The sequence below is a fragment of the Streptomyces sp. NPDC048171 genome (assembly GCF_043202655.1).
In the GTDB taxonomy this organism is placed as follows: domain Bacteria; phylum Actinomycetota; class Actinomycetes; order Streptomycetales; family Streptomycetaceae; genus Streptomyces.
In genome coordinates this window covers 1-14649 of record NZ_JBIDAU010000020.1, presented here as the reverse complement: position 1 = coordinate 14649, position 14649 = coordinate 1, and the positions used below count along the sequence as shown (strand labels likewise).

5 protein-coding genes and 2 CRISPR repeat arrays are annotated in these 14649 nt (G+C 69.9%); of the genes, 2 read left to right on the top strand and 3 right to left on the bottom strand.

The window, feature by feature from the left end:
* Positions 1-399: 399 nt before the first annotated feature.
* The 3 genes from ACGF3J_RS36925 to ACGF3J_RS36915 form a co-directional block, all read right to left on the bottom strand.
* Positions 400-1587, bottom strand: coding sequence for a helix-turn-helix domain-containing protein (locus tag ACGF3J_RS36925; RefSeq protein ID WP_393855889.1), 1188 nt, complete (start codon positions 1585-1587; stop codon positions 400-402).
* Positions 1588-1691: 104 nt separating this feature from the next.
* Positions 1692-2333 (bottom strand): HAD family hydrolase, encoded by a 642-nt coding sequence (locus ACGF3J_RS36920; RefSeq protein ID WP_393855888.1) that lies wholly within the window; start codon positions 2331-2333, stop codon positions 1692-1694.
* A 684-nt stretch (positions 2334-3017) separates the two neighbouring features.
* Positions 3018-3524, bottom strand: a complete 507-nt coding sequence (locus ACGF3J_RS36915) for a hypothetical protein (protein WP_356611103.1) — start codon at positions 3522-3524, stop codon at positions 3018-3020.
* A gap of 1924 nt (positions 3525-5448) precedes the next feature.
* Positions 5449-6387: a CRISPR direct-repeat array (repeat unit 24 nt; unit sequence CACCCCCGCGTCGGCGGGGAGGAC).
* Positions 6388-8141: 1754 nt separating this feature from the next.
* Positions 8142-9206: a CRISPR direct-repeat array (repeat unit 29 nt; unit sequence CGGAACACCCCCGCGTCGGCGGGGAGGAC).
* Between the two features lie 1951 nt (positions 9207-11157).
* Between ACGF3J_RS36915 and ACGF3J_RS36910 the strand changes: the two genes are divergently transcribed.
* Together ACGF3J_RS36910 and casA are read left to right on the top strand one after the other, a co-directional pair.
* Complete coding sequence (locus tag ACGF3J_RS36910; RefSeq protein ID WP_393855887.1) at positions 11158-13857, top strand: CRISPR-associated endonuclease Cas3''; 2700 nt, start codon at positions 11158-11160, stop codon at positions 13855-13857.
* Positions 13858-13924: 67 nt separating this feature from the next.
* The coding region (gene casA / locus ACGF3J_RS36905) for a type I-E CRISPR-associated protein Cse1/CasA (protein WP_393855886.1) at positions 13925-14649 on the top strand (725 nt) is incomplete at its 3' end.

Here is a 14649-nt window from a genome sequence, read left to right as displayed (position 1 = left end):
TCCCTGCGGGCGGTAACTTCCATGGTGTCGACGCTCCTTCGAAGCGTGGGCCATGCCCCGGGGCCGTTCGCCCGGCCGCCGGGGTCTATGGACATCCGTACACCGGTCACGCGATGGCCCTCTGATTGCGGCACCCGCACGTGAAGATCTCCCACACGCGGTTGTTGCCACGGACCACGACGTGTCCAGCCGCGCGCAGGGCCCGGTTGACGGCTCCGCAGTTGAAGCACGCCTCACCGTGTAGTCGGACGATGCTCACGCGCCCCTCGACGACTGCGGGCACGGGCCGGAGCGTGTGCGGCATCCCGGTTCCCATCTGCTGGTTCCTGCGCGTGGAACAGATGGTGGGGGCCGACGGGAGGCACAAGTACCCCAGCAAGGGGTAGCTGGCGGCTCAGTTCAGGTGGCCGCGCACCACTCAGCGAAGTTCGTCAGCGTCTCTGAGTCGGCACGCTTGAGGCGGCGCAGCCGGGCAGCGTCCTCACGGACCCACGGGTGCTCCCGGGTATGCTGCGGGGCGATGTGCCGGGCCACCTTCAGCGATTCGAAGGCGTCGTCGGCGAGCCCGGTCCACAGTTGAGCCCGGGCCAGCTCGATGTAGAAGCCGCTGCGTCGCTCGGCCGGCAGTTCCTTGGGCGGCTTCCACTCGCTCGCGACGTCCAGAGCCCGTGCGATGTGCTCGTCTCCCAGGCTAACGGCGACGGACACCTCGTGTGCGCGCACGGAATCCGGGCCGAAGGCGGTGCCCCAGTACACACCTTCCGGAATCCGGTCCGCAAATGTGCGGGCCTCGTCCAGGTGTCGCGTCGCTGCCGAGTCGTCGTGCGCCCGGCCTGCAATGACCGCTGCCCGCATGTGGAGTGCGCCCCGGACGGCGATGGCTGGGGCTGCCGATGTGAAGGGTGCGGTGTCCAAAGCTTGTTCGAGTGCTCTGAGACCGGCCTCGTGAGCCTGAGCAGCGAAGAACGTCTCGGTCCGCACGTAGGCCACGGTGGCGGTCAACACCGGGTCACTGGCTTCGGGGGCAGCCCACCGCATCAGGTCGACCAGGCGGGCGGACAGGTCCCGGGCCCCGAACTTGTAAGCGACTGCGTCAGCGGATCGGTAGGCCCTGACGAGTAGACCTGCGATCTCCGAACGGTCCTCGGCTGGAGCGGTGTGGAAGGCGCGGGCGAGTTCCGTCAACAGGTCGGGGAGCGCGCGCACAATCCGCGTGTACTGAGCGGCCACTCGCCACCTGGCGGCCTCGGCGACCGCAGCCCGCAAATCATGCAGGGGACGAGTGGGGCCGTCGTCGGGACTGTCGTAGGTGGCGATCGCGTCAGAGAGCGCAGGCAGCGCAGCATGCACGCGCGTCTGCGCCGCGCCGCGGTCGGTCCGTAGACGGGCAGGGTCTACGCCGAGGGCGTCAGCGATGGCATCCAGGGTGGCGTCAGTGACGCCTCGCGCTCCCCGTTCGATCTTCCGAATGGTTCCGAGGGCGACACAGGCGGCGTCGGCGAGCTGCTGTTGCGTCATCTTCGGGCGGACCACACTGCGGTAGTAGGCAATCCGGCGGCCTACCCCGCTGTCCGTAGGTGCGGGCATACTGACTCCAGTTCGGCGCGTCCACTCCGAACGGTACTCGCGTCCACACGTAACGTGCACACGAACGGCCCCAAACTTCGAGCAGTGAGGCCGCTTCGCACTGGTCAGCCGCGGACGATGTCGGCCAGCTCCGTGAGGCTGTTGATCCGCCAGTCCGCCGCGGCCGCCACTTCACGGGAGTCCGCCCACAGGTGGCCCCAGGGGCCTCGGCGGATGTGTGCGACGCCCAGGCCGGCAGCCTTGGCGGGGAAAACATCGTTGGCTGGATGGTCGCCGACGTACAGGGTCTCGTCCGGCTCCGCCTGCGCCACCTCCAGCACTCGGTGGAAGAACTCTGGTTCCGGCTTGGCAACACCCCACTCGCCAGAGGTGACGACGAGGTCTGCCGGCAGGGCGAGGCTGCGCAGCAGGTCACCTGCGCGAGTCGTCTGGTTGCCCGCGACGATCACGCGTATGCCTAGGTCCCGCAAGGCGGCCAGTGCAGGCCGTACGTCGCTGTAGAGGTCGCCTTCGCCCAGGGTCTCGCCGCGGCCGGCGGCCTCGCGGGCGCGGTACTCGGCAGCAACGTCGATGCCCGGCCGCACGAGACGCAGCGCCTCGGCATTGTCCTGCCCTTGAGCGACGACGGCACCCACGAGCGCAGACAGGGTGTGGCGGGGGACCTCCAGCCAGTCGGCCCAGGACGCCCAGTACCGATCGTCTCGGGTGAGCGTCTCGCCAACGTCGAAAATAATGGTTTCAATCACGACTGGGAGCCTAGGCCCCGAATACCCGTGCCGACCGAACCGGCTGCCACGCGGCTCAGTTCCGCGTGTCGACGAATGTGGACACAGCACCCCCGTGTCGGCGAACCCAGGGCGTAACACCCCCGCGTCGGTGGGGAGGGCACGACGAGCACGCGGTCCAGGGACTCCGGACCCGGAGCACCCCCGCAACGGCGGGGAAGGCGGTCGGGCCGCCGTGGTGGTGGTCGGCTGGTGCGGAACACCCCCGCGGGCCGGCGGGGAGCACGGCGGCTGCGCCAGCAGGGAGGACCGACACGGCCACTGCATCGTGCGGGACCGGCGCGGAGCACCCCCGCTTCGGCAAGGAGGACACGGGATAACGGTTCCAGACCACGGAGCACCCCTGCGTCGGCGGGGAGGAGGTAAAGGGCGGCGATCACGCGGCCCCCCGACGGGACACCCCGGGGCAGCGGCCTGGCCCACGGAGTGGCCCATACTGGAGCGCCCCGCGTTAGCGCAGTCGATGGCGTACGCCACGGCTGCTCGCCTTCACGAGGCCATCAGTTAGTCAGGGGGTCCGAATTTTGGCACCGGATTACGCGCCGCACTACCTGGGTCACCTAACTTGCCCTGCGACCGCACAAGACGGTCAGGACGGCGAGTCGCCTGGCAGGCCGTGAGCACATCTGTTCTTGCGACTGGCCATCATGGCTGGCGGGAGATCGCGTCCAGGCCCAGTTCGGTGCGGACGGCGTTGATGAAGTCCTGCTCGGCTGTCCACAGACGTTCGAAGGCCGGCGAGGGGATGTCTGCCTCGGAGAGTGTCGCGCGGGCCGCGGCTACCTCGCGAGCGCAGTTTACGAGTGCTACGCCGGCGCGTACGGTCTCAGGGCGCTGGATCACGAGGCGCATCGCAGTGAAGCCCGCTTCCAGCGCCTCTTTGTACGGCCTGCCGGTTTCGTTGAAAAAAGGCATCAGTCGACCGGGCTCACGGGGATGGGGCACGGCGGTGACGACCGCATCAGGATCAAGAACGTAGGCGACGTAGCGCCTGTTGGCCGCCAAGAAGTCATTGCACGCGGACAGACGGATATCGCGCCACTGTCGTTGGTGCTCCCGTTGCCACATGCGGTCCTGATTGCGCAGCGAAAGCCAACCGCCCAGCACTACACCGACAAGCGCAACCAGGCCAGTGACTACAGTTGCCGTCACGCCCCACCCCCTAGCGTACGTAGTTAGGTGCCCACACCTCACCGGCTAGGAACACTGGCAAAAGCCGCCAGTAGCAGGCAAGGGCGTGCCCAACTGTGGCTGGCTGCCGCCGTCGAGTGAAGCGTGTTGCAGGAGTTTGCGTCCGGGCAGGGCAGTACCGGATTCTGGGCAGTCGGGTCATGCGGCCAGGGCGAGGTTGTGCAGGTGGGCGAGGGCTTGGACCGCGTGGTGGAGGTCGTTGCCGCGCTGCTGGCAGCGGCAGCATGTTTGGCGTCGACGGAACACCCCCGCGTCGGCGGGAAGCCTGCAGACCTACCCTCGCCTGGGCTGAAGCAATTGGAACATCCCCGCGTCGGCGGGGGAGGACGGTCGGGACGAGGGTCGGTCGCCTCTTTCTACCGGAGCATCCCTGTATCGGCCGGAAAATCTCTACGTCGAGTGCGCCGACGTGCGCGGCTGCGGGGCACCCCCGCGTCAGCGGGGACGGCGTGTCCTGGAACTGCGTCCGAGTGGCCTTGATCGGGACACTCCCGCGTCGGCGGGGAGGACGAGGCGGCGGAGGTAGTGGCGGCGCGCAGCTTGGAACACCCCCGCGTCGGCGGGGAGGACGGCCCAGCGCATCGCCGCGCAGGCCGTCACCGCGGAGCGCCCCCGTGTCGGCGGGGAGGACTCGACTGAGAGGCCGGAGTGGGCCGATGGCGACGGAGCACTCCCGCGTCGGCGGGGAGGACAGGTGCGCCACCAGGGCCCGCAGGAACTCCGGCGGACACCCCCGCGTCGGCGGGGAGGACTCCGCCTTATCCATCCAGGCCAGGATGCCCGGCGAAGCACTCCCGCGTCGGCGGGGAGGGCACCGGCCGTCATGCTGCGCTTCTGCATGGTCACGAAGCCCCCCGCGTCGGCGGGGAGGACGCGCCCGCGTAGCGGTCCGACTTCTGGGCGGCCGAAGCACCCCCGCGTCGGCGGGGAGGACCGCGACCCGGACATCCATCAGAACCCCGAGGCCGGAACACCCCCGCGTCGGCGGGGAGGACCACAGGCAGGCGAAGGACGACGTGCGACACCGCGGAGCACCCCCGCGTCGGCGGGGAGGACGAGCTGGTAACTCCCGAAGTAGTCCGGTGGGGCGGAACACCCCCGCGTCGGCGGGGAGGACTGGCCCCCACACAGACACTCCATTGCCCAAAACGGAACACCCCCACGTCGGCGGGGAGGACGGCATCACCGACGCCGGAGACTACCGCGGGTACGGAACATCCCCACGTCGGCGGGGAGGACCTCTTCGAGATGGAGATCGACAAGGTCAAGTGCGGAACACCCCCGCGTCGGCGGGGAGGACAGTTCGACCGGCCGGGCGTGCTTCTTCCAGTCCGGAACACTCCCGCGTCGGCGGGGAGGACGGCCTCCCCAACAAGGTGGCCTTTACCCTCTACGGAACACCCCTGCTTCGGCGGGGGGACCGTGCGGATGTGCGGTGGCTCGGCAGGCCCGGCGGAACACCCCTGCTTCGGCGGGGAGGACCGTGCGCGTGACCGTTCGGTCCGCTCGACGACGGAACACCCCCCGTTGGCGGGGAGGACGGAAGAGCCGGACCGTGCGGGTTGGGCACGGCCGGAACACCCCCGCGTCGGCGGCGGAGGACATGGTGTACGGCACGTCGTCCTCCTGGGCGGGGAACACCCCCGCGTCAGCGGGGAGGACCGGAAGCGACCTGCAGGCATTCAGTCGACCTCCGGAACATCCCCGCGTCGGCGGGGAGGACGTGCACTATGACCCGGAGACCGGGGACGCCTTCGGAACACCCTCGCGTCGGCGGGGAGGACAGCCAGGCCGCCGTGGTGGTGGTCGGTTGGTGCGGAACACCCCCGACGGGCCAGCGGGGAGCATTGCCGGCTGCGCCAGCACTGTATGGCGTCCGCCGGAACACCCCTGCGTCGGCAAAGACAACCGGCGCTGGGTCACCCACGGCTACACCAAGCACGGAGCACCCCTGCGTCGACGGGAAAAACTTGGCGTTCCAGTACATCGTGTTGCCCACCGTCGGAGCACCCTCGCGTCGGCGGGGAGAATTTGCAGCCTGTCCCCGAACCGTTCCAGATCGTCGGAGCACCCCCGTATCAGCGGGGAGGACTCGTGCCGCAGGTCGTAGATGCGCTGGTCCACCGGAGCACCCCTGTGTCGGCGGGGAGGGCATGAGCGCCTTGGGGTTCTCCGGGGTTCCGGAGCGGAGCACCCCCGCGTCGGCGGGGAGGGCGGGCTCGCGGGGACGAACTACATCGTCGAGATCGGAACACCCCCGCGTCGGCGGGGAGGACGACCTGCTCGTCGGCCACGAGGGGCCCGTCCGCGAAGCACTCCCGCGTCGGCGGGGAGGACCAGGTCCTTCGGGACGGCCTGTCGGGGCTGGCCGGAACACCCCCGCGTCGGCGGGGAGGACTGTGCCCGTGCCGTCACGCGCGGCTGGTGGTCCGGGACACCCCCGCGTCGGCGGAGAGGACGGGCAGGCGGTGGCGATGCCATCGCGGTGGCCCGAAGCACCCCCGCGTCGGTGGGGAGGACAGGCCCGCGTCCGCGAGGACGTCGCCGCGTGCCGGAGCACCCCCGCGTCGGCGGGGTGGACCGCGGCGCCGCGTACATCCCGGACAAGAATGGCGGAGCACCCCGCTTCGGCGGGGAGGACGACCGGACCACGCCGGCCCCGCTGTTCGAGGGCGGAACACCCCGACGTCGACGGGGAGGACAACGAGAACAACGCCCTGGACGTGGTGGGGGTCGGAACACTCCCGCGTCGGCGGGGAGGGCCTGCCCTACGCCTGCGTCCACTGCATCAGGATCCGAACACCCCCGCGTTGGCGGGGAGGACAGCCACCACCGGTACGTGCTGCCGTCGCCGACCGGGGAGGACGGCGGCGGTCATCGAGCGCTTCTGCATGGTCACGGAACACCCGCGTCGGCGGGGAGGACGAGTCCGTACGGCAGACCTGGGTCGACCGGAACGGAACACCCCCGGGACGACGGCACGGCGTACCACCAGAGCCTGATGGACGGAGCACCCCGCGTCGGCGGGGAGGACGACCTTCCGAACCTGCAAGGAAAGGCACGTGACGGAACACCCCCGCGTCGGCAGGAAGGACACGAGGGTCGTCTCGAGCTCGCCGACGAGGTACGGAGCACCCCCGCGTCGGCCGGAAGGACAGGGCGAAGCGGAGTACGGCGGTGGCCGAGATCGGAACACCCTCGCGTCGGCGGGGAGGACAAGGACTGGATTTTAATTGTGGTCGGGAACCTCGGAGCACCCCCGCGTCGGCGGGGAGGACTTTGTGGCGAGCTGGTCGCGCCGCGCGATGACCGGAACACCCCCGCGTTGGCGGGGACGTGAAGACGTGCAGCGACAATTCTCGCTCCTTCGGAACGCCCCCGCGTCGGCGGGGAGGACTGGCGACAAGACGGCCGCTGGCAGACCGAGAACGGAACACCCCCGCGTCGGCGGAGAGGACCGGGACCTGTACGTGCGGCTGCAGCGGCACGCCGGAACACCCCCGCGTCGGCGGGGAGGACACCTACCGGGCCGGTGCGCGGATGGCCGTGCACGGAACACCCCCGCGTCGGCAGGGAGGACAAAGACTGGATCTGGATTGTGGTCGGGACCCTCGGAGCACCCCCGCGTCGGCGGGGAGGACGTGATGGTGACGGGCTGCTTGGCGTCGAGGGCCGGAGCGTTCCCGCGTCGGAGGGGAGGGCCCGGAGGTAATGTCGTCGCCCGGCTTCGCCGTCGGAACACCCCCGCTTCGGCGGGGAGACCACCAGCTTGGAGGGCCCGCAGTGAGCACCCTCGGAACATCCCCGCGTCGGCGGGGAGGACTCCGCCCAGACCCAGAGCACCGTGGAAACGTTCGGAACACCCCCGCGCCGGAGGGGAGGGCATATCGTGCAGCGCTCCATCGAACGCACCGGCCGGAACACCCCCGCGTCGGCGGGGATGGCTTGTCCTGAAACTGGGTCCGAGTCGCCTTGATCGGAGTACCCCTACGTCGGCAGGGAGGGCCGGGCCAAGGTCGAGGAAGGGCTTGTTCAGTTTGGGAACACTCCCTGTGTCAGCAGCGGAACGCGTGACTCACGCCTCGGTCCTGGCCCATCCGGAGTACCCCCGCGTCGGAGGGGAGGACCACTCCATGGCGGAGCAAGGGCAATGGACCGACGGAACACCCCCACCTCGGAAGGACCCCTTCGCACGCCTCAGCGTGCCGGCGGAGTACGGAACACCCCCGCGCCGGCGGGGAGGACGGGTCCAGGTCGGCGGGAAGCGGGCCCATCTGCGGAACACCCCCGTGTTGGCGGGGAGGACCCCGAGATGCGCCAGGCCCTCGGTGCGCACGACGGAGCACCCCGCGTCGGCGCGGAGGACCACCGGCCGGAAGCTCTGCGACTCGAACAGATCGGAACACCCCACGTCGGCGGGGAAGACGTCGCGATCCAGACCGGCTGGCACACGGGCCACGGAACACCCCCGCGTCGGCGGGGGAAGGCGAAGCCTGGTACCTGCTTACCAACGACCCCGTCGGAACACCCCTGCGTTGGCAGGAAGGCCATCAGGATCCTCGGGGACGGGCCCGTCGAGTCGGAACCGCCGCGTCGGCGGGGAGGACTCAGCCAGCACCGGCAGCACCGCGGCGACCATCGGAGCACCCCCGCATTGGCGGGGAGGGCCAGACCATCGACGGGCCCGGGAACCGGCTCAGCGGAACGCCCCCGCGTCGGCAGGGAGGACAGGACCTAGGCGATGCGCAGCAGCATGCTGAGCGGAACCCCCCGCTCCGGCGGAGACGACGGCTACGGCAACCCGAGCTGGGACTGCTCCGGCGGAGCACCCCCGCGTCGGCGGGGAGGACGACGTGCACGCGAAGCTGCAGGGCACGGTCTGCGGAACACCCCCGCGTCGGCGAGGAGGGCACGGTGAGGATTTCGACGGCCTGGCGCCCGTTCGGAACACCCCCGCGTCGGCGGGGAGGACCCGCCGTCCGGCGGCACCCCTGACGGCATCACCGGAAGACCCCCGCGTCGGCGGGGAGGACGTCCGGCTGTCCGTTCTCTTCCATGCTGTCACCGGAACGCCCCCGCGTCGGCGGGGAGGACCGGGGCGCGGGCGGGGCCGGGCGGTCGTAGAGCGGAACACCCCCGCGTCGGCGGGGAGGACGGCGACACCCCCGGCATGCCCAACCGGCGGGCCGGAACACCCCCGCGTCGGCGGGGAGGACGAGCTGGCGGCGATGGAGGACCCGGAGGGGTACGGAACACCCCCGCGTCGGCGGGGAGGACCGCGGCAATCCGAGCGACGGCAGGACGGTGGGCGGAACACCCCCGCGTCGGCGGGGAGGACGCCGTCAGCTCCGTCTTGGAGTCCTTGTGCTGCGGAACACCCCCGCGCCGGCGGGGAGGACGACAGGTAGCGGTACCGGGCCTCGGAACCCGCCGGAACACCCCCGCGTCGGCGGGGAGGACCTATGCCGGGCAGTCGCCACACTAGTGGTGCCCGGAACACCCCCGCGTCGGCGGGGAGGACGCCCCGGTCTGGGACTGGCCCGTCGCCGACATCGGAGCACCCCGGCGTCGGCGAGGAGAACGGAGTGGTCACCGTGGCGTTGCCCTGGGCGTCCGGGGCACCCTCGTGTCGGCGAGGAGGGTCCGCCCCACCACGTCATCGGGCCGCCGCCGAGCGGAACACTCCAGCCTCGGTAGGGAGGACGCCTGTGGGTTCGGCGGGCGGGACTGCGATTCCGAACCACCCCCGCGTCGGCAGGGATGACCGCACGAAGATCCGCAATGCCCGGCTGGATAGCGGATCACCTCCGCTTCAGCGGCGAGGGCGGGACGATGTGGTCAACCTACAGGTCGGATCTCGGAACACCCCCGCGTTGGCGGGGAGGACGGTCCCCACGGCGATCTCGTCACCAACCACGACGGAACATCCCCGCGTCGGCAGGGAGGACGTGGACTACGACCCAGAGACCGAGGACGGCTTCGGGAAGCCCCGCGTCGGCGGGGAGGACGCGTACGGGGATCTGAAGCCCGAGCACGTCGTCGGAACACCCCTACGTCGGCAGGGAGGACTCCGAGCCGGGGACCCCCGCGTACCGGATCGTCGGCGCACCCTCGCGTCGGCGGGGAGGACACAGAACCGCGGTACCCAAGTTTGAGCTGCCACGGAACACCCCCGCGTCCGCGGGGAGGACATGGTCTGCGCGGCATGGTCCAGCGCCCGGACCGGAACACCCCCGCGTCGGCGGGGAAGACTCCCCGTTCGACAAGGTCCAAGCCCTGAGTTTCGGAACACTCCCACGTCGGCGGGGAGGACTCGAAGCAGACCCACGTTTCCTTGCCGCCGTCCGGAACACCCCCGCCTCAGCGGGGAGGACGTCGAAGAGTTCGACGGCGTTCCCCCGAAGTCCGGAACACCCCCGCGTCGGCAGGAGGACGAGCAGTCCGGCCACGCTGGCCGCCCACTCGTCGGAAGACCCCGCGTCGGTGGGGAGGACACCCGTGTCGGCAACGTCAGCGACCCGGGCCTCGAAACGCCCCCGCGTGGGCAGAGAGGACCCTTCCACGGCGCAGACGTCCCCCTTGATGACCGGGACACCCCGGCGTCGGCAGGGAGGATGTCATGGAGCGCGGCATCGTCCCCGCTCTGTACGGAACACCTCCGCGTCGGCGGGAGGACGACCTGCACCACGCTGACCATGAGCGGCAGGGCGGAACACCCCCGCGTCGGCGGGGAGGATTACCGGTGGGACATCAACCAGACCGGTTGGGCCGGAACACCCCCGCGCCAGCGGGGAGACCGCGTTCTGGCTCGTCGTCCTAGACGGCGACAACGGAACACTCTCGCGTCGGCGGGGAGGACTGCCAGGCCGCCCCCGCGGGCCGGCGGGGAGGACAGACAGCGCTTCGAGCTGGCGCAGTTGCCCGTGTGGGATATCCCGCCGTCGTCAGGGTGGCCGGCGGCCACCTGGTCGGAGCGGGCTGGGACAACGGAACACCCCTGCGTCGGCGGAGAGAGGGCTTGCGGTGGCGGGGACTTCTCCGCTCGCGGTGTCGGCGGCACCGCTGGTAGCCGGGCTTCTCGTCCTGTGGTGTATCCCTGTGACGCGGAGACGTGTTCAGCCAGTGGGGTCGTCTGCAAATGAGGGGTGACGGACCACTTGGGGTCCGTCACCGTCGGCTCAGATGAGCCAGCTGACGAGTTCGCTGATCAGGGCGCGGATGACTGCGCTGATCACTACGCGTGAGGTCTCGAGGAGTACCTCGCGGCGCAGGACGAACTTGTGCAGGAACCGGGACATTGCATCTCCAGAGCGCAGACTGGGCCGAGGTTGCGCCACATCCCTCGAGAGGGTCGTGCGTTCTGCTCGGCGTTGCCGTTGCTTGGAGAGGCAATGAGGTTCCGCGCACCTCCCAGGGAGGCGTGCAGCGGTATGTACTCTACGGCGGATACCCGTTGGTGTGGCGGTGGTTGAGGGAATTACCCCCGTCGGCCTGCAACGAGGTGTAGCAGGATGAAGGGGGAGCTGCGGCTGGATGTGTCTGCCGCGGCCCTGGTGAGGCACGCCTGCACTGGGTCCGTGACGAGGAGCACTGCATGTCCCTGGACGCCCGCCTGTGGGGCAAGGCTGCCGGGCTGGGCAAGAACGCCCGGGGGGCTCACTGCACGCATCCTTTGATCTGTCATCTGCTGGATACGGCAGCCGTTGCGGAGGTCGTCTGGGATGAGCTGCTGACCTCACACCAGCGGAGCATGGTGGTTAAGGCGCTGCAGGTTCCGGACGGGGAGGCGCGGGCGCTTGTGGCGTTCTGGGCGGGACTGCACGATATCGGGAAGATCAGCGTGCCGTTCCAACTGCACCGCATCGGCCCGAAGTACGCGGACGGGCAGCTGCTGGCGCAGGACCTGTGCGGTGAGCCGGGCTACGGGTTCCCGGCCGGCGCCGCGCTGGATGGGCAGTCGCATGAGGCGGCGGCGCACTGGTGGCTGGCTGGGATCTTTGAGGAGATCGGCTATCCGTCGTCGAAGCGGCGTCCGCAGTCCCGGCTCAGTCACGCGGTGGCCCAGATGCTCGGTGGGCACGGCGGCCGCTTCCACCCGGTGGTCTACGCCAAGGACTACCGGTGCCCTGCCGCCCGTCATCCCGGTCTGGGCACGGGCAGGTGGGAGGAGCAGCGGCGGGTTCACTTCGATGAGGTGCGCCGGGTGACGGGGGCGGCACCGGTTCCGCAGGGGCGGATGACGCCGGGCGCGGCTGTCGTCCTGACGGGGCTGGTGACCCTGTCGGACTGGCTGGCCAGCATCGACGAAGAGATTCGAGCCAGGCTCAGGGAGGAGGGATGGGCCGGCACGCGGGAAGACCTCGACGCCTACTGGCCAGTTGCCCGGGCAGCGGCTCTGCGGCTGGTGGAGCAGAGCGACCTGGCCGGGACGGGTTTCGCCCGGCCGGGGCCGGTTCAGTGCGCGGGCGAGACCAGTCTTGCGGCCAGTGTGGAAGCCCAGTTGCCTGATCTGGTGACCGCGCACGGGCCGGGCCTGGTGGTAGTGACGGCTGCGCCGTCGCAGGAGCGTACGGAGGCGGCTCTTCGTGCAGCGGCGGTCCTGGGGCATGCGGTGGACGCGCGAGGTCTGTTCTATGCGCTGCCGACCGGTTCGGCGGCCGACAGTCACATGACGCAGCTGCATGCTTTCGCTGAGCAGGCCCTGACGGGTCCCTGGCGATCTCTCCTGCTTCACAGCTCGTCGCGGTTGAAGCCGGCGGAAGCCGCGCAGCAGTGGGCGCATGCCCATGCGAGCGGTGATGTCAGCGCGGAGCCTGGTGAGGAGTGGGTCCTGACAGCGAACAGCTGGCTCAATTCCCATCACCGTGCGCTCTTGGCGGCGCTGGGTACGGGGACGGTGGACGAACTTCTCCAGGCGGTGATGCCGGTGAAGTTCAACGTGATGCGGCTCTTTGCCTTCTCCGGCAAGGTCGTCGTGGTGGATGAGGCCCATGCCCGCGGTGCCTGGGGTCAGAAGCTGATGCTCCGGTTCCTGGAGTGGGCCGCTGCGCTGCAGATTCCCGTGGTCCTGGCGGCGATGTCTGCGGACAAGTCGGTGGACGCGATGCTGGCGGCCTATCGCCGTGGGGCTGGAGGCGGCAAGGAGGCGATGGTGCAGTCTCGCCGGCTGCCGGCGTGGTCGTTCGTGGATGCACAGTCCGGAATGGGGCACCTGCCCCGTCAGCCCGCGGGAATCGTTGATGCTGCCACGCTCAGCATCGAGGTCGTTGATGGTGCACCGTACGACGAGATCCAGGCAGCACTTGCCCCCTTGGCCGAGGCCGGCAAGGGCCGGGCTGTCGTCTACCGGTCGACGCCTGCGGAAGCCATCCGTACGTTCCGTCAGCTCTCGCAGGACCTGCCCGCTCTCGAGGTGACCCTGGTTCACGAGCAGATGCGCAACAAGGACCGATGGCGGCGTCTCGCGGCCTGCCGGAGCACCTTCTCTCCTGACGGCGGCGTCAGCGGTCCTTCCGTGCTGGTGACGACGCCGATGCTGGAACACGTCAGGGGTCTGCGCTTCGACTTCGTCGTTTCGGGGCCGGCGCCGCTCGCCAGCCTGCTGGCCCGCGCGGCACAGAGCGCGGGTGACCAGCCGCGGCTCGTGGTGCTCCGGGCGGACAGCACGTCCGAACTGGACGATGTCGCGTTGGTGCGGCGTACCGGCCTGGTCCTGGGGGCCGGCAGGACGATTTCCCTGCCGGAGGAAGTGCCCACGTTGTTGGACGAGGTCTACGCCGATGAGCTCGTGGACAGGCTGGGGGAGACTGCGGGGCGTGAGCTTCAGCAGATCGACAACCGGCGGACGGTCCGGGAACGAAGGGCTACCGGTACTGCGGGCTGGCTGCAGGTGCCGGGGCCGTGGGAGCTCGATGGCGACCTCGGCCTGCTGAGCCGGGTCCACCCTGGTATGGAGCCCGGTCTGCTTCCTTCCGTGCTCGGTGAGGACCTGGTGCATGTGGTGTGCCTGTACCCGGGGTCCCTCCTGGAAGAGGGGGCCCTCAAGGAGAAGCTGGCGCGCGATTCCAAGCGCCGACCGAGGCCGGGTCAGCTTGTCCCCTACCTGATCCCCGTACCGCAGCGGCTCGTCGACGGCGTGAAGGGCGACGCAAACAGCGTCTGGCGCAACATGGCCGCCCTCAAAACTGTCCTCCGGCTGAACGTCACCCCGGTAGACGGAGGATGGGTGCGAACCGGCGAGGGGCACCGATTCCACCTAAGCGACCTGGGCCTGAGCGTCGATCAGTTGCCGTGAACCGCCCACATCCTCCCCAGGGGTCCTTCTAGTATTCGATGACGCGCAACGATGGGGGGAGGGGCGCGTGACCACGTCTGCGTCCAATCTGGTCGACCAGCCATGGATCCCGGTCGCATGGGTGGAGGGGCAGTCCGGCCCGCCTGTAGTGGGGCTCAGGGACCTGTTCGTACACGCCCGGCAGATCCGCACGCTGCTGGTTCCGGAAGCTCCGGCTCACTCGGCGCTGCTGCGCTTGCTGTATGCGCTGACCGCCCGGATCACCGCTCTGGACGAGGCTGGACCCGGAAGCTGGGGCGACCGGCGCGAACAGGTCCTCGAAGAGGGGCTTGTCGAGCAGAGCATCGACCTGCCTGACGGCCGCAAGGCCGGCATCGGCGGCTACTTCGGCCGGTGGAGGCACCGCTTCGACCTGTTCGACGGCGATCGTCCGTGGCTGCAGGACTCGCGTCTCCCGGACCAGTGCGACCGGAACAACACGGCCGGTGTCCACAAACTGGTCATGAGCCGGGCAGCGGGCAACAACCACTCCTGGTTCGAGCACTGGAGCCACGACAGCCCCGTACCCCCTGATCTCTCGCAGACGGCATTATCGCTGCTCACCTGGCACTACTGGGGAGACCCCGGCGCTCTTTCCAGGCGCGCGGTCGGACAGGTGAGCAGCCACTACGCGAAAGCCTCGCCCCTGCGGGCCGCACTGTCGTACCACCCTCAGTGCGACAACCTGCTCCTGACGCTGCTGGCCGGCCTCACACCGCCGGACGGCGACGTCAGCCGGCACACGGACCTGTG